The 19,737-nt window shown below is 52.2% G+C and carries 18 protein-coding genes; all 18 read left to right on the forward strand.

The window, feature by feature from the left end; all coding sequences use genetic code 11:
- Window positions 1-51 precede the first annotated feature (51 nt).
- The 18 genes from mioC to WG891_RS20110 all read left to right on the forward strand — a co-directional run bounded on the left by mioC (window position 52) and on the right by WG891_RS20110 (window position 19,653).
- On the forward strand, window positions 52-492 hold the full coding sequence (gene mioC, locus WG891_RS20025; RefSeq protein WP_076943880.1) for an FMN-binding protein MioC: 441 nt from the start codon (window positions 52-54) through the stop codon (window positions 490-492).
- A 381-nt stretch (window positions 493-873) separates the two neighbouring features.
- On the forward strand, window positions 874-2,763 hold the full coding sequence (gene mnmG / locus WG891_RS20030) for a tRNA uridine-5-carboxymethylaminomethyl(34) synthesis enzyme MnmG (protein ID WP_337264225.1): 1,890 nt from the start codon (window positions 874-876) through the stop codon (window positions 2,761-2,763).
- Window positions 2,764-2,902: 139 nt separating this feature from the next.
- The gene (gene rsmG, locus WG891_RS20035) at window positions 2,903-3,523 is read left to right on the forward strand and encodes a 16S rRNA (guanine(527)-N(7))-methyltransferase RsmG (protein WP_337264226.1); all 621 of its coding nucleotides are present in this window, start codon (window positions 2,903-2,905) and stop codon (window positions 3,521-3,523) included.
- 637 nt (window positions 3,524-4,160) lie between these two features.
- Window positions 4,161-4,544 carry a F0F1 ATP synthase subunit I gene (gene atpI / locus WG891_RS20040; protein WP_337264227.1) on the forward strand — a complete coding sequence of 128 codons (384 nt, stop codon included), beginning with the start codon at window positions 4,161-4,163 and terminating at the stop codon, window positions 4,542-4,544.
- Between the two features lie 22 nt (window positions 4,545-4,566).
- The gene (atpB, locus tag WG891_RS20045) at window positions 4,567-5,343 is read left to right on the forward strand and encodes a F0F1 ATP synthase subunit A (protein WP_337264228.1); all 777 of its coding nucleotides are present in this window, start codon (window positions 4,567-4,569) and stop codon (window positions 5,341-5,343) included.
- Window positions 5,344-5,392: 49 nt separating this feature from the next.
- On the forward strand, window positions 5,393-5,632 hold the full coding sequence (gene atpE / locus WG891_RS20050) for a F0F1 ATP synthase subunit C (RefSeq protein ID WP_004393045.1): 240 nt from the start codon (window positions 5,393-5,395) through the stop codon (window positions 5,630-5,632).
- A 58-nt stretch (window positions 5,633-5,690) separates the two neighbouring features.
- On the forward strand, window positions 5,691-6,161 hold the full coding sequence (gene atpF, locus WG891_RS20055; protein WP_076943874.1) for a F0F1 ATP synthase subunit B: 471 nt from the start codon (window positions 5,691-5,693) through the stop codon (window positions 6,159-6,161).
- Window positions 6,162-6,175: 14 nt separating this feature from the next.
- The gene (atpH, locus tag WG891_RS20060) at window positions 6,176-6,709 is read left to right on the forward strand and encodes a F0F1 ATP synthase subunit delta (RefSeq protein WP_076943873.1); all 534 of its coding nucleotides are present in this window, start codon (window positions 6,176-6,178) and stop codon (window positions 6,707-6,709) included.
- Between the two features lie 12 nt (window positions 6,710-6,721).
- On the forward strand, window positions 6,722-8,263 hold the full coding sequence (atpA, locus tag WG891_RS20065) for a F0F1 ATP synthase subunit alpha (protein ID WP_076943872.1): 1,542 nt from the start codon (window positions 6,722-6,724) through the stop codon (window positions 8,261-8,263).
- Between the two features lie 58 nt (window positions 8,264-8,321).
- On the forward strand, window positions 8,322-9,185 hold the full coding sequence (gene atpG / locus WG891_RS20070) for a F0F1 ATP synthase subunit gamma (protein ID WP_076943871.1): 864 nt from the start codon (window positions 8,322-8,324) through the stop codon (window positions 9,183-9,185).
- 156 nt (window positions 9,186-9,341) lie between these two features.
- Window positions 9,342-10,724, forward strand: coding sequence for a F0F1 ATP synthase subunit beta (atpD, locus tag WG891_RS20075; protein WP_037404142.1), 1,383 nt, complete (start codon window positions 9,342-9,344; stop codon window positions 10,722-10,724).
- A 20-nt stretch (window positions 10,725-10,744) separates the two neighbouring features.
- The gene (locus WG891_RS20080) at window positions 10,745-11,164 is read left to right on the forward strand and encodes a F0F1 ATP synthase subunit epsilon (protein ID WP_004933814.1); all 420 of its coding nucleotides are present in this window, start codon (window positions 10,745-10,747) and stop codon (window positions 11,162-11,164) included.
- Window positions 11,165-11,459: 295 nt separating this feature from the next.
- The gene (gene glmU, locus WG891_RS20085; protein ID WP_337264229.1) at window positions 11,460-12,830 is read left to right on the forward strand and encodes a bifunctional UDP-N-acetylglucosamine diphosphorylase/glucosamine-1-phosphate N-acetyltransferase GlmU; all 1,371 of its coding nucleotides are present in this window, start codon (window positions 11,460-11,462) and stop codon (window positions 12,828-12,830) included.
- A 220-nt stretch (window positions 12,831-13,050) separates the two neighbouring features.
- Window positions 13,051-14,880 carry a glutamine--fructose-6-phosphate transaminase (isomerizing) gene (gene glmS / locus WG891_RS20090; RefSeq protein WP_337264230.1) on the forward strand — a complete coding sequence of 610 codons (1,830 nt, stop codon included), beginning with the start codon at window positions 13,051-13,053 and terminating at the stop codon, window positions 14,878-14,880.
- 558 nt (window positions 14,881-15,438) lie between these two features.
- Window positions 15,439-16,122 carry an ABC transporter ATP-binding protein gene (locus tag WG891_RS20095; RefSeq protein WP_337264231.1) on the forward strand — a complete coding sequence of 228 codons (684 nt, stop codon included), beginning with the start codon at window positions 15,439-15,441 and terminating at the stop codon, window positions 16,120-16,122.
- 24 nt (window positions 16,123-16,146) lie between these two features.
- Window positions 16,147-17,535 (forward strand): ABC transporter permease, encoded by a 1,389-nt coding sequence (locus tag WG891_RS20100; RefSeq protein ID WP_337264232.1) that lies wholly within the window; start codon window positions 16,147-16,149, stop codon window positions 17,533-17,535.
- Window positions 17,536-17,592: 57 nt separating this feature from the next.
- A complete protein-coding gene (locus WG891_RS20105) occupies window positions 17,593-18,357 on the forward strand; it encodes an outer membrane lipoprotein-sorting protein (protein WP_337264233.1) in 765 nt (254 codons plus the stop codon).
- Between the two features lie 12 nt (window positions 18,358-18,369).
- Window positions 18,370-19,653, forward strand: coding sequence for a hypothetical protein (locus WG891_RS20110; protein WP_337264234.1), 1,284 nt, complete (start codon window positions 18,370-18,372; stop codon window positions 19,651-19,653).
- Window positions 19,654-19,737 lie beyond the last annotated feature (84 nt).

Consider the following 19,737-nt stretch of genomic DNA (forward strand, 5'->3'; position numbering starts at 1 on the left):
AACCCATTCACAGCGTACAATGCTGCCTCTTCGGAAAGGTTGGGATCATTTATGGCAGACATTACTCTGATCAGTGGCAGTACGCTCGGCAGTGCGGAATACGTCGCTGAACATTTGGCTGAACAGCTCGAAGCTGCTGGTTTCTCCACAAAAATGCTACATGGCCCTGAATTAGATGAATTGCCGCTGAATGGCCGCTGGCTGGTGGTTTCCTCCACCCATGGAGCAGGCGATCTGCCGGATAATCTGCAGCCGTTGCTGGAGCAGATCGTCGAACAGCAGCCCGATCTCTCCCAGATCACATTCGGCGCCGTCGGGTTGGGCAGTTCTGAATACGATACCTTCTGTGGCGCGATCAAACAGATCGACGATCTTTTAGTGGCTCGCGGAGCTAAAAGGATCGGCGATCGACTCGAGATCGACGTGACCCTGCACGAAATTCCCGAGGATCCTGCAGAGGAATGGGTAAAGAATTGGATCAATTTACTCTAATTTGCTTAAAGATCGCGCGAACGAATGTGTATAACTATGCTTAAAAGCAGGGTAAAAGCAGTAGTTATCCCAATAACAACTGCTGTACGCTTTCCAGGCTGTGTATAACATGCCATTTAGATCCCAGCTTATCAGCGCTAGGATCACCGATCATTCACAGCTAACGATCCTCATTAATCTGCTGATCTTCATCTCGAATAAGCACTTATCCACAGAGGATCGCGATCCTAATAAGAGATCTAGTAAAGAGATCTTTAAATAAAAAAGATCTTCTTTTAATTAACGACGATCCTGAGCGCTTGGTCGATCGTCTAAACTTGAGTAGAATCCTCCCCCCAGGGCAGATCAAGATCGTTCGCAAGTACTTCGAGGTGCAGTTCCATGTTTTATCCAGAGCAATTTGACGTCATCATCATCGGTGGTGGCCATGCCGGTACCGAAGCCGCCATGGCGGCAGCACGCATGGGCCGTCAGACTTTATTACTAACTCACAATATCGACACGCTGGGGCAAATGTCCTGTAACCCGGCGATTGGTGGTATTGGGAAAGGGCATCTGGTTAAAGAAATTGACGCACTTGGCGGCCTGATGGCCACTGCGATCGATCATGCCGGTATCCAGTTTAGGATACTAAACGCCAGCAAAGGCCCTGCGGTCAGGGCAACCCGGGCTCAGGCCGATCGCGTACTGTATCGCCAGGCTGTCCGTACCGCTTTGGAGAACCAACCCAACCTGATGATTTTCCAACAGGCGGTTGAGGATCTGATCGTAGAAAACGATCGTGTCGTTGGTGCAGTGACCCAGATGGGGCTTAAATTCCGCGCCAAAGCGGTAGTACTGACCGTTGGCACCTTCCTGGATGGCAAGATCCACATTGGCCTGGAAAACTACAGCGGTGGCCGTGCTGGCGATCCTCCGTCGATCTCGTTATCACAACGCCTGCGTGAGCTACCTCTGCGCGTTAACCGCCTGAAAACCGGTACACCGCCCCGTATTGATGCACGCACTATCGATTTCAGCGTTCTGGCGGAACAACATGGCGATACGCCGTGCCCGGTGTTTTCCTTCCTGGGCAATGCCAACCAGCATCCGCAACAAATGCCGTGCTATATCACCCATACCAACGAAAAAACCCACGATGTGATCCGCAATAATCTGGATCGCAGCCCGATGTATGCCGGGATCATCGAAGGGATCGGGCCACGCTATTGCCCATCGATCGAAGACAAGGTGATGCGCTTCGCCGATCGTAACTCTCACCAGATCTTCCTGGAGCCGGAAGGGCTGACCAGTAACGAGATCTATCCCAACGGGATTTCCACCAGCCTGCCGTTTGACGTGCAGATGCAGATCGTGCGTTCGATGGAAGGGATGCAGAATGCCCGCATCGTTCGCCCGGGTTACGCTATTGAGTATGATTTCTTCGACCCGCGCGATTTGAAGCCCACGTTGGAAAGCAAATTTATCCAAGGATTGTTCTTTGCTGGCCAGATCAACGGCACGACCGGCTATGAAGAAGCGGCGGCACAAGGCCTGTTGGCAGGTCTGAACGCCGGACGTTACGCGGTGGATGATGACGGTTGGTCACCACGACGCGATCAGGCTTATCTGGGCGTACTGGTAGACGATCTCAGCACATTGGGCACTAAAGAACCGTACCGTATGTTTACATCACGTGCCGAATATCGCCTGATGCTGCGCGAAGACAACGCCGATCTGCGTCTGACCGAAAAAGGCCGTGAACTGGGGCTGGTGGACGATATCCGCTGGGCTCGCTACAACGAAAAGCTGGAGCATATTGAACAGGAACGCCAGCGCTTGCGCGATATCTGGGTGCACCCGCATTCTGAGAACGTGGAACAGGTAAACACGCTGTTGAAAGCACCATTGTCGCGTGAAGCCAACGGTGAAGAACTGCTGCGCCGCCCTGAGATGGATTATACCCAACTGACCGGAGTTGCCGCATTTGCTCCCGCACTGGCAGATACTCAAGCCGCTGAGCAAGTGGAAATTCAGGTGAAGTATGAAGGCTATATCGTGCGCCAGCAGGAAGAGATCGAGAAGCAGCAACGCAACGAGAATACCCTGCTGCCGGTGGATCTCGATTATCGTCAGGTTTCCGGATTATCGAATGAAGTGATCGCCAAGCTTAACGATCATAAACCGAACTCGATCGGCCAGGCCTCACGTATTTCAGGGATCACCCCAGCGGCCATTTCCATTCTGCTGATCTGGCTGAAAAAGCAGGGCTTGCTGCGCCGCAGTGCATAAATCCTGTGTTTACCAAGGCCGTTTGCTTATCCGTTGAGCAAACGGCCGCTGACATCACCCCACGCCTGAATTATCATAGTCGCCTCATGGCTCAGCACCGTTTTGCCTTGCTGTTCCACTTCAGTCAGAGGATTCCGTTGTGCAAAAAAAATTAGATTCGCTGCTCTCAGCGGCAGGAATTGCGCTTCCCGATCAACAAAAACAGCAATTGCTGGGTTATGTCGGTATGCTCGACAAGTGGAACAAGGCCTACAACCTTACTTCGGTGCGCGATCCGCAGCAGATGCTGATACGTCATATTCTCGATAGCATCGTGGTTGAGCCCCATCTGCACGGTTCACGCTTTATTGACGTGGGAACAGGCCCAGGGCTGCCAGGGATCCCATTGGCGATTGTGCGCCCTGACTCACATTTCACGCTGTTGGACAGCTTGGGCAAGCGCGTACGCTTCCTGCGCCAGGTGCAGCATGAACTGGGGCTGAAAAATATCGAGCCGGTACAGAGCCGTGTGGAAGATTTTCCAGCCGAACCGCCGTTTGATGGTGTGATCAGCCGTGCCTTTGCTTCGCTACAGGATATGTTGGCCTGGTGCCACCACTTGCCAGCGAAAGGACAGGGGCGTTTTTATGCGCTGAAAGGCGTTCGCCCGGAAGATGAGCTGGCGCAGTTGCCAGAAGGTGTGACTGTGGAGTCGGTGATTCGTTTGCATGTCCCTGAACTGGAAGGAGAACGTCATCTGGTGGTACTAAAGGCAAACTGAGTTTGCTCTGAATCAAATAAGTACCGGTTAAATGGCTGCGTGGAATGTAAAGATAAGCAGGCTAATTAAATTGACGCTTTTTAAGCGAAATAACTTTTTATTAACATAAAACGCCGGTGTCAATGCCAATAAGCACTTAATTGCAGAATGTAATAGTCACGTTAGTGATGATGTGTGAAAGATTCCTTCTGGCTGCCGATGTTAATTTAGTGTTGCAATATTCGTTCTGAGAATGTCAAAAGAAGGTTTTTCTTGGGTAGAAGGATTGTTTTTGAAAGGTTAACTTGTAATATTTTGATTTATAATAATTTTTTACCGCTCAAATAGCTAAAGACTCAGGCTGAATGAGTGGGGTATAAATCCATGGTGATTATTATTGTGATCGGATGCACATTTCCTGGCGCAACGCAGGAATAATCAGACAATTAAACCTGTGCGATTATTCCGGCTATTTTCTTGCGAAAGCCGCTCGAAAAAGGGAAATTTAAATAATTGTTCACCTTTTCGCTACTTATCGATTGAATTCGTTGGAGTGGCCCGTATAATTTGCTCGTTTTTGGCTGCTTGACTCAAAACAGCAAAGACAGTTTCATACGTCACTCAGCATACCCCTTAGGGTACGGAGAGAACAAACGTCATGTCTGTGTCCCTTTACAGCGGAAAAGTAGCACGCAAACTGCTGTTCCTGCAGTTAATGACCTTTGTTCTGATCAGCGCTGCTTTCGGGCTGAAAAGCCTGGAATGGAGCGGCTCGGCGTTGGCGGGTGGTTTTGCTGCCTGGTTGCCGAATGCCATGTTTATGCTGTTTGCCTTGCGCCATCAGGCGCAAACGCCAGCGCCCGGCAGGGTGGCATGGTCGTTTGCTATTGGCGAGGGATTGAAAGTCGTGATCACCATCGTTTTGCTGATCGTGGCGCTTGGGGTGTTCAAAGCGGCTTTTATCCCGCTTGGCCTGACCTATTTAGCGGTGTTAGTGGTGCAGATAGTGGCACCGACCGTGATTAACCGTTACCGAACTTAACTAAATAAGGGTAAGAGGCATCATGTCTGCAGGAGCAATCAACACTCCACAGGAGTATATCGGTCACCATCTGACGCATCTTCAGATTGGGACGGGATTCTGGTCGGTTAACATCGACTCGATATTTTTCTCCGTTGTCCTCGGGGTTGTCTTCCTGGCGATTTTCCGCAAAGTGGCTAAAAACGCTACCAGCGGCGTTCCCGGCAAGTTGCAAACCGCCGTTGAACTGCTCGTCGGGTTTGTCGACAACAGCGTTAAAGATATGTACCACGGCAAGAGTAAGGTTATCGCCCCACTGGCGCTGACCGTGTTCGTCTGGGTATTCCTGATGAACCTGATGGACCTGATTCCGGTAGATTTCCTGCCGCATCTTGGTACGTTGGCAGGGCTGCCTGCGCTGCGCGTGGTGCCGACTGCTGACGTGAACATCACTCTGTCTATGGCCTTGGCCGTATTTGTCCTGATTCTGTTCTATAGCATCAAAATGAAAGGCATTGGTGGGTTTGCTAAAGAGTTAACCATGCAGCCGTTCAACCATCCGTTATTTATTCCAATCAACCTGATTCTTGAAGGTGTCAGCCTGCTGTCCAAACCTGTTTCTCTGGGTCTGCGACTGTTCGGCAACATGTATGCGGGTGAGTTGATCTTCATCCTTATTGCCGGCCTGTTGCCGTGGTGGTCACAGTGGGTCCTGAGCTTGCCTTGGGCGATCTTCCACATTTTGATCATTACGCTTCAAGCCTTTATTTTCATGGTTCTGACGATCGTCTATCTGTCGATGGCGTCTGAAGAGCACTGATTTTCTTAAAACACTTGCACTTTTAAACTGAAATAAACTGGAGACTGTCATGGAAAACCTGAATATGGATCTGCTGTACATGGCTGCCGCTATTATGATGGGTTTAGCGGCAATCGGTGCTGCGATCGGTATCGGCATCCTGGGTGGTAAATTCTTGGAAGGCGCTGCACGTCAGCCTGATCTGATTCCTCTGCTGCGTACACAGTTCTTTATCGTTATGGGTCTGGTTGACGCCATCCCGATGATCGCTGTTGGTCTGGGTCTGTACGTGATGTTCGCTGTCGCGTAAGTCGAGATGGTTCTCGATAACGAAACCCCATTATTAACTTTTAAAGAGGCATTGTGCTGTGAATCTTAACGCAACAATCCTCGGCCAGGCTATCTCGTTCATCCTGTTTGTCTGGTTCTGTATGAAGTATGTATGGCCGCCGATCATGGCTGCCATTGAGAAGCGTCAGAAAGAAATTGCTGACGGTCTCGCTTCTGCAGAGCGTGGCAAAAAAGATTTGGACTTAGCGCAAGCCCATGCGACCGACCAGCTGAAAACTGCTAAAGCAGAAGCTCAGGTGATCATCGAGCAAGCCAACAAACGCAAAGCTCAGATCATGGATGAAGCGAAAGCGGAAGCCGAGCAGGAACGTAACAAAATCGTGGCGCAGGCTCAGGTTGAGATCGAAGCCGAACGTAAGCGCGCTCGTGAAGAGTTGCGTAAGCAAGTCGCGATGCTGGCAATTGCTGGCGCCGAGAAGATTATCGAACGTTCCGTGGATGAAGCTGCTAACAGCGACATCGTTGATAAACTGGTCGCTGAACTGTAAGGAGGGAGGGGCTGATGTCTGAATTTGTTACTGTAGCTCGCCCCTACGCCAAAGCAGCTTTTGACTTTGCCGTTGAGAACCAAAGCGTAGAGCGCTGGCAGCAAATGCTGGCGTTTAGTGCTGAAGTCACCCGCAACGAACAGATGGCTGAATTGCTTTCCGGTGCTGTTGCACCAGAAACGCTGTCCAAGACGTTCACTGCGGTATGTGGTGATGAGCTCGACGAACATGGCCAGAACTTTATCCGTGTAATGGCCGAAAATGGACGTTTACTGGTTCTTCCTGCGGTACTGCAACAGTTCATAGAACTGCGTGCTGCGCTGGAATCCACTATCGAAGTCGACGTGCTCTCTTCGAGCGCACTGAGCGATGAACAGCAGGCCAAGATTGCCGCTGCGATGGAAAAACGTCTGTCACGCAAAGTTAAGCTGAATTGCAAAATTGACAAGTCTGTACTGGCCGGCGTAATTATCCGTGCTGGCGATATGGTGATTGATGGCAGCGTTCGCGGTCGTCTTGAACGCCTGGCAGACGTCTTGCAGTCTTAAGGGGACTGGAGCATGCAACTGAATTCCACCGAAATCAGCGAACTGATCAAGCAGCGCATTGCTCAGTTCAATGTGGTGAGCGAAGCTCACAATGAAGGTACTATCGTTTCCGTCAGTGACGGGATCATCCGCGTACACGGTCTGGCCGATGTTATGCAGGGCGAAATGATCGCACTGCCAGGCAACCGTTATGCAATCGCATTGAACCTGGAGCGTGACTCTGTAGGTGCCGTGGTTATGGGTCCGTACGCGGATCTGGCCGAAGGCATGAAGGTAAAATGCACCGGCCGTATTCTGGAAGTTCCAGTAGGCCGTGGTCTGCTGGGCCGCGTGGTTAACACTCTGGGTGCACCTATCGACGGTAAAGGCCCGGTTGAGCATGACGGCTTCTCCCCGGTTGAAACTATCGCACCTGGCGTTATCGAGCGTCAGTCGGTCGATCAGCCTGTACAGACCGGTTATAAGTCTGTAGATGCCATGATCCCAATCGGCCGTGGCCAGCGTGAGCTGGTGATCGGTGACCGTCAGACGGGTAAAACCGCTCTGGCGATCGATGCGATCATCAACCAGCGTGATTCTGGTATCAAATGTGTTTACGTGGCTATCGGCCAGAAAGCGTCCACCATTGCTAACGTGGTGCGCAAACTGGAAGAGCACGGTGCACTGGCCAACACCATCGTGGTTGTGGCTACCGCATCTGAATCCGCTGCGCTGCAATACTTGGCTCCGTATGCCGGTTGCGCAATGGGTGAATACTTCCGCGATCGCGGTGAAGATGCCCTGATTGTTTACGATGACCTGTCCAAGCAGGCCGTTGCTTATCGTCAGATTTCCCTGCTGCTTCGTCGTCCACCAGGCCGTGAAGCTTATCCTGGTGACGTATTCTATCTGCACTCCCGTTTGCTGGAGCGTGCTGCGCGTGTTAACGCTGAATACGTTGAAGCTTTCACCAAGGGTGAAGTCAAAGGGAAAACCGGTTCACTGACGGCTCTGCCGATCATTGAAACCCAGGCGGGTGACGTTTCCGCGTTCGTTCCGACCAACGTAATCTCGATTACCGATGGTCAGATCTTCCTGGAATCCAACCTGTTTAACTCCGGTATTCGTCCGGCAGTTAACCCGGGTATCTCGGTATCCCGTGTGGGTGGTGCAGCACAGACCAAGATCATGAAAAAACTGTCCGGTGGTATCCGTACCGCTCTGGCACAGTACCGTGAACTGGCTGCGTTCTCTCAGTTCGCTTCCGATCTGGACGATGCAACCCGCAAACAGCTGAGCCACGGTCAGAAAGTGACCGAGCTGCTGAAACAGAAACAGTATGCGCCGATGTCCGTCGCACAACAGTCTCTGGTGCTGTTTGCCGCTGAGCGTGGCTACCTGAACGACGTTGAAGTCGCGAAAGTCGTGAGCTTCGAGGCCGCTCTGGTTGCTTATGCAGATCGCGAGCATGCCGAACTGCTAAACCACATCAACCAAACTGGTGCTTATAACGATGAGATCGAAGGCAAGCTGAAAGGCATCCTCGATAGCTTCATGGCAACCCAGTCCTGGTAACGCACAGTAGCCTGCTGTTGAAAGACAGCAGGCTGTCTGGCAATGAGGAGAAGCAGAGATGGCCGGCGCAAAAGAGATACGTAGTAAGATCGCTAGCGTGCAAAACACGCAAAAGATCACTAAAGCGATGGAGATGGTCGCCGCCTCCAAAATGCGTAAATCGCAGGATCGCATGGCGGCCAGCCGTCCTTATGCAGAGACCATGCGCGAGGTGATCGGTCACCTGGCGTTAGGGAATCTGGAATACAAGCACCCGTACCTGGATGAGCGTGATGTTAAGCGCGTTGGGTATCTGGTGGTGTCTACTGACCGTGGTCTCTGCGGTGGCTTGAACATCAACCTGTTCAAAAAGCTGTTGGCAGAGATGAAAGGCTGGTCTGAAAAAGGTGTCGAAGCTGATTTGGCACTGATTGGCTCAAAAGCAGCCTCTTTCTTTGGTTCCGTGGGCGGCAAAGTGGTAGCCCAAGTGACCGGCATGGGGGATAACCCTTCCCTGTCGGATCTGATCGGCCCAGTGAAGGTGATGCTGCAAGCCTACGACGAAGGTCGTTTGGACAAGCTGTACATCGTCAGCAACAAATTTGTCAATACGATGTCTCAGGAACCGCAGATACTGCAGCTTCTGCCATTACCGCCTTCTGAAGACGGTGAGCTGAAGAAAAAATCCTGGGATTACCTGTATGAACCCGATCCAAAAGTGCTGCTTGATACCTTGCTGCGTCGCTATGTGGAATCGCAAGTTTATCAGGGCGTCGTGGAAAACCTGGCCAGCGAGCAGGCCGCACGAATGGTCGCGATGAAAGCCGCAACCGATAACGGCGGTAGCCTGATCAAAGAGCTGCAGTTGGTATACAACAAGGCGCGTCAGGCCAGCATCACTCAGGAACTCACCGAGATCGTTTCGGGAGCCTCCGCGGTTTAACCAGGTTATTACCCTAAATAGTTCAGATTGCGGGAAGGCGACAACTGAGCAAGACCCCAGGCACTTACTCAAGTAAGCAGTTGGGGCGAGAGAAGGCAGTCAACGCGCCAGCAATTTGAAATAGGCCGGGTAAACGAATTACGTAGAGGATTCAAGATGGCTACTGGAAAGATTATCCAGGTAATCGGCGCCGTGGTGGACGTCGAATTCCCTCAGGATGCCGTACCAAAAGTGTACGACGCTCTTGAGGTTGAAAACGGCACCGAGAAACTGGTGCTGGAAGTTCAGCAGCAGTTGGGTGGTGGCGTGGTTCGCTGTATCGCCATGGGGACCTCAGACGGTCTGCGTCGCGGTCTGAAAGTGACCAACCTGCAGCATCCAATCGAAGTACCGGTAGGTAAAGCTACCCTGGGCCGTATCATGAACGTATTGGGTCAGCCAATCGACATGAAGGGCGACATCGGCGAAGAAGAGCGTTGGGCGATTCACCGTCCGGCGCCAAGCTACGAAGAGTTGTCTAACTCCCAGGATCTGCTGGAAACCGGTATCAAAGTTATGGACCTGATCTGCCCGTTCGCCAAGGGTGGTAAAGTCGGTCTGTTCGGTGGTGCGGGCGTAGGTAAAACCGTAAACATGATGGAGCTGATCCGTAACATCGCGATCGAGCACTCCGGTTATTCAGTGTTTGCGGGCGTGGGTGAACGTACTCGTGAGGGTAACGACTTCTACCACGAAATGAACGATTCCAACGTACTGGACAAAGTTTCCCTGGTTTACGGCCAGATGAACGAGCCACCAGGTAACCGTCTGCGCGTGGCGCTGACCGGTTTGACCATGGCTGAGAAGTTCCGTGACGAAGGCCGTGATGTTCTGCTGTTTGTGGATAACATTTACCGTTATACCTTGGCCGGTACCGAAGTGTCTGCACTTCTGGGCCGTATGCCATCGGCGGTAGGTTATCAGCCAACGCTGGCGGAAGAGATGGGCGTTCTGCAAGAACGTATCACCTCAACCAAGACGGGCTCGATCACCTCTGTACAGGCCGTTTACGTGCCTGCGGATGACTTGACTGACCCATCACCAGCCACCACCTTTGCTCACTTGGATGCAACTGTGGTACTGAGCCGTAACATCGCTTCTCTGGGTATCTACCCGGCCGTTGATCCGCTGGATTCTACCAGCCGTCAATTGGATCCGCTGGTTGTTGGCCAGGAGCACTACGACGTAGCGCGCGGCGTGCAGTCTATTCTGCAACGCTATCAGGAACTGAAAGATATTATCGCGATCCTGGGTATGGACGAGCTGTCAGAAGATGACAAGCTGGTGGTATCCCGCGCGCGTAAAATCCAACGTTTCCTGTCTCAGCCGTTCTTCGTGGCAGAAGTCTTCACCGGTTCTCCGGGCAAGTTCGTATCGCTGAAAGATACCATTCGTGGTTTCAAAGGCATTATGGAAGGCGACTATGACCACCTGCCGGAACAGGCGTTCTACATGGTTGGCACCATTGAAGAAGCAGTGGAAAAAGCCAAGAAACTGTAACGCCTTGAGAGGAGGGTGATATGGCTATGACTTACCATCTGGATGTTGTCAGCGCGGAAAAACAGATGTTTTCCGGCCTGGTACAGAAGATCCAGGTAACAGGTAGCGAAGGCGAACTGGGGATCTTCCCTGGCCATGCGCCGCTGCTGACTGCCATCAAGCCTGGCATGGTGCGTATTGTTAAACAGCACGGTGAAGAAGAGTTCATCTACCTGTCCGGCGGTATCCTTGAGGTACAGCCGAGCGTGGTCACCGTGTTGGCGGACACTGCCATCCGTGGAACGGACCTCGACGAAGCAAGAGCGCTGGAAGCTAAGCGTAAAGCTGAAGAGCACATCCGTAGCTCTCATGGTGATGTCGACTATGCTCAGGCATCCGCTGAACTGGCGAAAGCGATCGCGAAACTGCGCGTTATCGAGCTCACCAGAAAAGCGATGTAAAATCCAGGCGTTGCGTGCAACGCTCAGAATAAGAAAGCGGCCCATGTGGTCGCTTTTTTTTTGCTTTAAAATAAGCATTTCAACCGGGTTAGCATTGTGATGTATTAGCTTTGTTGGCGGCATTAAAGCGTCTCCGATCGCCGACAGTTTTTTTTGCTACAGGCCGAGATTGTTCTACTTAGCGGCACGCTTAGAGCCACGCGGCCTGTGCTGAATTCGTGTAGAGAAATATGTAGTATTTTTGTCACCAAAGGGTTTTACTTTCGTCCATCAAAATGGAGTTATCAGGTTGCTTATGTTGAACAGCGCAATGAGCGTGGTTATCCTCGCCGCGGGCAAGGGAACACGCATGTATTCCGATCTTCCCAAAGTGTTACATCCGTTGGCGGGCAAGCCGATGGTGCAACACGTCATTGATGCAGCTATGAAGCTGGGCGCTCAGAACGTTCATCTGGTTTATGGCCACGGTGGGGAACTGCTGAAAAGCAGGTTAAAGGATGAGGCATTGAACTGGGTGCTACAGGCAGAACAGTTGGGGACCGGTCATGCCATGCAGCAGGCTGCCCCACATTTTGCCGATGACGAAGACGTGTTAATGCTGTATGGCGACGTGCCATTGATTGCCGTTGACACGTTAACGCGCCTGCTGGCAGCAAAGCCGCAGGGTGGCATTGGTCTGTTGACGGTAAAACTGGACGATCCGAGCGGTTATGGCCGCATTGTGCGTAGTAACGGTGAGGTTGTTGGTATTGTTGAACACAAAGATGCCAGCGATGAACAACGCCAGATTAATGAAATCAACACCGGTATCCTCGTGGCTAACGGCCGCGATCTGAAACGTTGGTTGGGGATGCTGAATAACAACAATGCGCAGGGTGAGTTCTATATCACCGATATTATCGCTTTGGCTCATGCCGACGGTAAAAAGATTGAAACTGTGCATCCTGCGCGCCTGAGCGAAGTGGAAGGCGTGAATAATCGCCTGCAATTGTCCCAACTGGAACGCGTCTATCAGGCCGAGCAGGCTGAAAAACTGCTGCTGGCGGGCGTGATGCTGCTGGATCCGGCGCGTTTTGATCTGCGTGGTGAATTGGAACATGGCCGCGATATCTCCATCGACGCCAACGTCATCATTGAAGGCAAGGTTAAGCTGGGTCATCGCGTGAAGATCGGTGCTGGCTGTGTGCTGAAGAACTGCGTGATTGGCGATGATTGCGAGATCAGCCCCTACAGCGTGCTGGAAGACGCGCAACTGGAAACCGCGTGCACGGTGGGGCCATTTGCCCGCCTGCGCCCAGGTACAGAGCTGGCAGAGGGGGCACACGTCGGCAACTTTGTGGAAATCAAGAAAGCGCGGTTGGGCAAAGGTTCCAAAGCGGGTCACCTCAGCTATCTGGGTGATGCTGAGATTGGTGCCGATGTGAATATCGGTGCCGGGACTATTACCTGTAACTATGACGGTGCCAACAAACACAAAACCATTATTGGTGACGATGTGTTTGTCGGTTCTGATACCCAGCTGGTGGCCCCGGTGTCAGTGGGTAAAGGTGCCACTATCGCTGCGGGTACTACGGTTACCCAGAATATCGCTGACGATGAGTTGGTGCTGAGCCGCGTTAAGCAGGTGCATATTCAAGGCTGGCAGCGGCCAACGAAGAAAAAGTAACTCGTTCCGCTCCCTCTCCCTATGGGAGAGGGTTGGGGTGAGGGGAATAAGCCACTCCCACCCCCACCCCTGTTTTGCTCTGTACTTTTATCCTAGAGCGCAGAGCAAAACATAATAACCCCACCATCTACAGGCTCGGGGATGCACGGTAAAAAACCGGCAAAATCAGGTCAAGGCATCGAAAGCGCCCTGAAAGGCGTTTAATTAGGAATACAAACTGATGTGTGGAATTGTAGGCGCAGTAGCGCAACGTGATATTGCAGAAATCCTGTTAGAAGGTTTGCGTCGCCTGGAATATCGTGGGTATGACTCAGCCGGTTTGGTCGTGGTTGATGCTGAAAGTAACGTTAGCCGGTTACGCCGTGTCGGTAAGGTACAAAAACTGGCCGAAGCGGCGGAGCAACAAGCTCTGCATGGGGGAACCGGCATTGCTCACACCCGCTGGGCTACGCACGGTGAACCTACTGAGGCGAATGCGCATCCTCATGTTTCTGATTACATCACCGTGGTGCATAACGGCATTATCGAAAACCACGAACCGCTGCGTGAACTGCTGGTTGAACGCGGTTACCGCTTCAGTTCAGAAACCGATACTGAAGTGATTGCTCACCTGGTGCACTGGGAGCAGAAGCAGGGCGGTACGCTACTGGACGTGGTTCAGCGCGTGATCCCACAACTGCGTGGTGCTTACGGTGCGGTAGTGATGGACAGCCGCGATCCCAGCGTATTGGTCGCCGCTCGTTCCGGTAGCCCGCTGGTCATTGGTCGTGGTGTGGGTGAAAACTTTATTGCTTCCGATCAACTGGCATTGTTGCCGGTCACTCGCCGCTTTATTTTCCTGGAAGAAGGCGACGTGGTGGAAGTGACTCGCCGCACCGTCAGTATTTTTGATAAGCAGGGTAATGCCGTTGAGCGCCCAGAGATTGAATCTCAGGTGCAATACGATGCCGGTGATAAAGGCGCGTATCGCCATTACATGCAAAAAGAGATTTTTGAACAGCCGATGGCGTTGAAAAACACCCTTGAAGGGCGTTTCAGCCATGGTCAGATCAACCTCAGTGAATTGGGCCCACGTGCTGATGAGCTGCTGGCAAAAGTGCAGCATGTGCAGATCATCGCCTGTGGTACCTCTTATCACTCTGGTATGGTGGCTCGTTACTGGTTCGAAGCGTTGGCGGGGGTGCCATGCGACGTGGAAATTGCTTCGGAGTTCCGTTACCGCAAATCTGCGGTGCGCCCAGGCAGCCTGATTGTAACTCTGTCACAGTCTGGTGAAACGGCCGATACGCTGGCTGCGTTGCGCTTGTCGAAAGAATTGGGTTACTTGGGATCGCTGGCGGTGTGTAACGTTGCCGGTTCTTCCTTGGTGCGTGAATCCGATCTGGCATTGATGACCAAAGCCGGTACTGAAATTGGTGTGGCCTCCACCAAAGCCTTCACCACCCAACTTGCCGTGTTACTGATGCTAGTGGCGCGCATTGGCCGCCTGAAGGGTATGGCTGAAAGCGTTGAACATGAGATTGTCCACGGCCTGCAAGCGCTGCCGGCGCGTATCGAACAGATGCTGTCGCTGGATAAGAGTATTGAAGCGCTGGCGGAAGGTTTCTCCGACAAGAACCATGCGCTGTTCCTGGGCCGTGGCGATCAGTATCCGATCGCGATGGAAGGGGCGCTGAAGCTGAAAGAGATCTCCTACATTCACGCGGAAGCCTACGCTGCCGGTGAGTTGAAGCATGGCCCATTGGCGTTGATTGATGCGGATATGCCGGTGATTGTGGTGGCTCCCAACAACGAACTGCTGGAAAAACTGAAGTCCAACATCGAAGAAGTGCGCGCGCGCGGTGGTCAACTGTATGTGTTTGCCGATCAGGATGCCGGTTTTGTCAGCAGCGAAGGCATGACCATCATTCAATTGCCACACGTTGAAGAGATCGTGGCGCCTATTTTCTACACCGTACCGTTGCAGTTGTTGTCTTATTATGTGGCGCTGATCAAAGGTACTGACGTAGATCAGCCGCGTAACCTGGCGAAGTCCGTTACCGTAGAGTGATGGATCGGGTTCTGCCAATAATATCAAAACCGGCCTGTGTGCCGGTTTTTTTTATCGGCGTATCCAACCGGGCAAAAAGTTAAAACGTAAGATTTTAACAGTGGGGTTTAACGTAAATAAGATGTTACTTATCGAAATAAGATATTCCTTACTTTCTTGCTAATCAATATGGCATTTTTCCACCTGATTACGTTGTCGTATTAATAATCACTCTTATCCTGCTATCTTATAAAGTGCATTAGTAATGCATCAATATTATTGAATCGTTTCATCAATGATATAATGCCGATTTTGCTGGGTTTGTCTTGAGGATAGTTTTATAGTTAAGAAAACGAAAAAGCTTACCACCTGAAGGTTATAGGCATTGTTCGCTTGGGTGATTCGGTAAAAAATAACGACCGAATGCTTAGGAAAAAGCTTACCATTCGTTGCCATGGCGTTATTGTTCAAATATCTATATGCTTTGTTAATGTGTGTTATTTATATTTTATGTGTGTTTGACTGACTTTATCGCCTCTTGTGAAGTGATGTCTTCATATTTAAAAGGAATTAAAGAGAATGTGGGCTGTGGAGATTAAAGGGATTTGCAAAAATTATTTATTGGGTCAATCCAAGGTTGAGGCACTAAGAGATATTAATATAAAAATCGCCTCACAACGCTTCACCGTATTATCTGGCCAATCCGGGAGTGGTAAAACGACGTTATTGAATGTCATCGGCGGTATCGATCGCCCCGATCAGGGCAGCCTGGTGATTGCCGGGCAGGAAATGTCGCGGCTGAATGACGATCAGCGCAGTGCATTCCGTGCCCGCTATCTTGGATTTATTTTTCAGAATTTTAATTTAATCCCCGTCTTGAGCGTTTGGGAAAACGTTGAGATCCCGCTCATTTTGCAAGGCACAACGGTTGCACAACGGAAGTTTGCCATCACCACGATGCTGGAAACCGTCGGTCTGGCGGACAAAGCCCGATCGTTACCGGGGCAGCTTTCCGGTGGGCAACGTCAGCGCGTTGCGATCGCCCGGGCCCTTATCCACCGCCCTTCTCTGGTGCTGGCAGATGAACCGACGGCTAATCTGGACAGCAAAACCGGCAACTCCATTTTGCAGTTGCTGCGGCGTTTGCAGCAGGAACAATCGGTGACGGTGGTTTTTTCTTCCCATGACCCACAGGTCATTGCGGCAGCAGACGATCTCTATCAGGTGCATGACGGCAATGTTACCCGCGTCGCCATGCAGTAAGTTTCCCGCTGGAGAAAAATCATCATGCAAACATTCAAACTGGCCTTACGCAATTTACTGCGTAACAGACGTCGGACGCTATCGACTCTTTGCGCGATCACCGTGGGTGCCGTCGGCATTTTGCTGTTTGGTGGCTATAACCGTTCCATTGAGTACAGTCTGCAAACCACCTTTGTCCGTGATACCGGCCACCTGCAAATCCAGCATAAAGATTACCTGCTGTACGGGACGGCCAACCCGGCAGAGTACAGTATCAAAAATTACCATAAAATCATGGCGCAGATTGAGCAGGATCCCGAGTTAAGCCAGATGGTGGTGGTTAAAACCCCGGTGCTGATCCTGAATGGTATCGCCGGGAACTATGCCGCAGGCACTTCCCGCCCGGTATTGATTTATGGCAGTGAAGCGGCAGGCCAGCTGGCACTGAATGAATGGGATGAGTACCATCTTGGCAAAGGGATGCATGAGAACACCCTCAGTGAGAATACCCCCGATGCCGCCATGATCGGCGCAGGTGTGGCGCGCATGCTGCAGCTATGTGGTTTTATCGCCGATCGGCCCTGTAGCAGCCCGCCCTCCCCGGTTGAGAACCACTCGGCGGCACTTCCTGACGATCTGCTGCAACTCGCGCAGCAGACGCGGGAGGAAAGGAAGCCGCCAACCGGAGATCAAATCGAGCTGTTGGCCGCGTCGGTTGGTGGAGCACCCAATATCATCCGGGTGCAGGTGGAGGCCGTCCAGCCACAGGCCGCCAGAGAGTTGGATGACAGCTACGTCGGCATTCATCTGGCACAAGCTCAGCAACTGGTGTTTGGTCGCGATCGGCCGGGCGTTACGGCCATTACTCTGCAACTGCGTAATACAGAACAACTGGAAGCCGCTCGCGCTCGTCTGCAACAGTTATTCAAAACCACGTTGGCTGATGAACCCCTGGCCGTTTATGACTTTTCTCAGTTGCAGCCGTTGTACAACCAGATCCTGGATATGTTCGGCAAGATATTTCATTTTCTGCTGGCACTGATTTTGTGCATTGCGCTGTTTACCGTGAGCAACACCATGAGCATGGCGGTGCTGGAGCGCACGATTGAGATCGGTACGTTGCGGGCGGTGGGGCTGAAGCGTCAGGACATCCAGCGCCTGTTCCTCAATGAAGGCATCTTGCTCGGCATGCTCGGCTGCCTGACCGGCATTCTGCTTTCGCTGTTTCTGGCCTACCTCATTAATCGCTCGGGCCTGACCTGGCATCCGCCGGGGGTGATTGCGCCAATCCCAATCAAGATACGGATCTGGGGAGAGTGGACGATGCTGCTGAGCGTGCTGGCGATTCTGATGGTTGCCGCGGTGTCTTCATCCTGGTGGCCAGCCCGGCGAGCGGCAAACGTTCATATCGTCCAAGCACTGCGCCATGCCTGATCCCATCGTAATGGAGGGTGGGAAGTTATTATTTTAATTACAAGGAAGATCTACATCATGATGAGATTCTCATTGATCTCTGGCCTGTTATTCAGCCTGCTTGCCAGCGGCCAGGCATTGGCTACGCTCAGCGCCCAGGAGATCTTGAAAAAAAGCGATGAGGTTCGTAACCCGAGCCGCTCATTCAGCTTGAGCACCACCCTGGTCAGCTATAAAAACGGCAAGCAGTTTGAAACCAGCACCTTGCGTCTCTATTCCCGCGCCTACCCGAACGGCCAGTTTCGCAGCCTGGTGAAGTTTGTCAGCCCTCAGCGGGATGCCGGTAAGTTAACGCTGAAAAGCGGCCAAGATCTGTGGCTGTATGATCCTGCCAGCCAGGCCAGCGTGCCTATTTCACCCCAGCAGCGCCTGTTGGGGCAGGCTGCCAATGGTGACGTAGTGACGGCAAACTGGAATTACGACTATCAGGCCACCTTGGTGAAAGAAGAACAGGTGTTGGACGGAGAACGGCAGCAACGGGACTGTTATCGCCTGCATCTGGTGGCGCGCCATTCAGACGCCGCCTACCCCTCTATGGATCTTTGGGTCGATAAACAGGATTTCAAAAGCTGTAAAGCCGAGTTTTATGCCGTTAACGGCAGTTTGCTCAAGACCACCTATTTCCGCGGTTACCAGCCGGTGCTGGGTGGAAGCCGCCCAACGGAAGCGGTGATCATCGATGGGATAAATTCGCAATTGGTCACCGTGCTCAAACACCAGGATTTTGCCTGGTATGACGTTCCAGAGGCCTGGCTGCAGCGTGATTACCTGCCGCACTTCTAGGATGACTGACGGATGAAGAAAGCACGACACACTTCTTTGTCATGGATAGCGGCGTTATCGGTTCTGTGTGGCCACTCAGCCTATGGAGAAGATGCCACGCTGGCCGCTTTGGATCTGGCCGACAACACGAAATTCTCTCCCACGGAGAGCAAAAAGCTCAACATGTCGGCTGAAGCGGCCAGCAGCGTGAATGAGAATGGTGGCAACCAGCAGCGAATTTCGCTCGATCTGCGCTGGGATGCTCCTCTGGCGATCACTCCCTCTCAGGACTGGCGCTTTGTGCTGGCTAACCGTTTTGACAGCCGTTTCTCCCCGGGTTTACGCAGTGACAGCAGCGTGAACTCGCTAAAAGAAGCCTATCTGACTTATCGTGTAACGCCGCGTTTACTGTTGGATGCGGGGCGCGTCAACACGCGCTATGGTTTGGCATTCGGTTATAACCCTACCGATTTTCTTGGCGAGGGCACGGTGCGCTCTGTAACCTCTGCCGACCCAGAAACGTTGAGAAATAACCGCCTGGGTAATGCCATGCTGCGTTGGCAATATTTGTGGGATCAAGCCGCGTTGACCGCCATCTGGTCGCCTAAGCTCAGCGATCATCCAAGCCAGCAAAGTGCCAGCCTGGATTGGGGGGCCAGCAACCCCAGGCAGCGTCTATTGCTGGTGGGCAGCTATAAATGGGCGGAAAATCTGAACCCGCAAGGGTTACTGCTCGCTGAGCAAGGCCGCTCGCCGCAGTTGGGTTTCAACCTTTCACGGGTGCTCTCCCATTCCACGCTGCTCTACACCGAGTGGGCCGGAGGGCGTCAGCCTTACGGTTGGCAAACCGCATTGCCTGAGTCATTGCAGGAAAGCCGCTGGCGTAATCGCCTGGCTTATGGGGTGACCTGGAGTGGGGAAAATCGCTTAACGCTGCGCGCTGAGGGCCATTATAACGGCAGCGCTGATAACCGGCGGGCGCTGGATTTCCTTGCCAGCCAACCTCCTTATGCCTTGGCTCAAGGGGGAGTTTCTTTTGGTGAGGCCCCATTGCAGGCACAAAACTGGCTGATGCCCCGTCGCTCCGTGCTGCTCCAGGCCTACTGGAAAGATATCGTTGATCATTACGATGTTAACGCGATCTGGCAGCGCGATCTGCAACAGCAGCGGAATATGGGGTTTGCCGAGGTGCGTCGTCATATTGGTCCGGTGGATCTGGCCTTACAGTGGCAGAAAATCTATCGTTTGGAAGCATCGCAGGTGGAGCCGGTGCGGCCAGAACGGCGTTGGCAAATGTCGCTTACCTATTATTTTTAGGTGTGAACGGCGTAATAATATGCGGATTTAAACCCGGCTGGCAGTGGAAAACTGCCAGTAAAATATTATTATCTTGATGATTTT

This window comes from Serratia sp. MMO-28 (assembly GCF_037199905.1).
GTDB lineage: Bacteria > Pseudomonadota > Gammaproteobacteria > Enterobacterales > Enterobacteriaceae > Chania > Chania oryzae.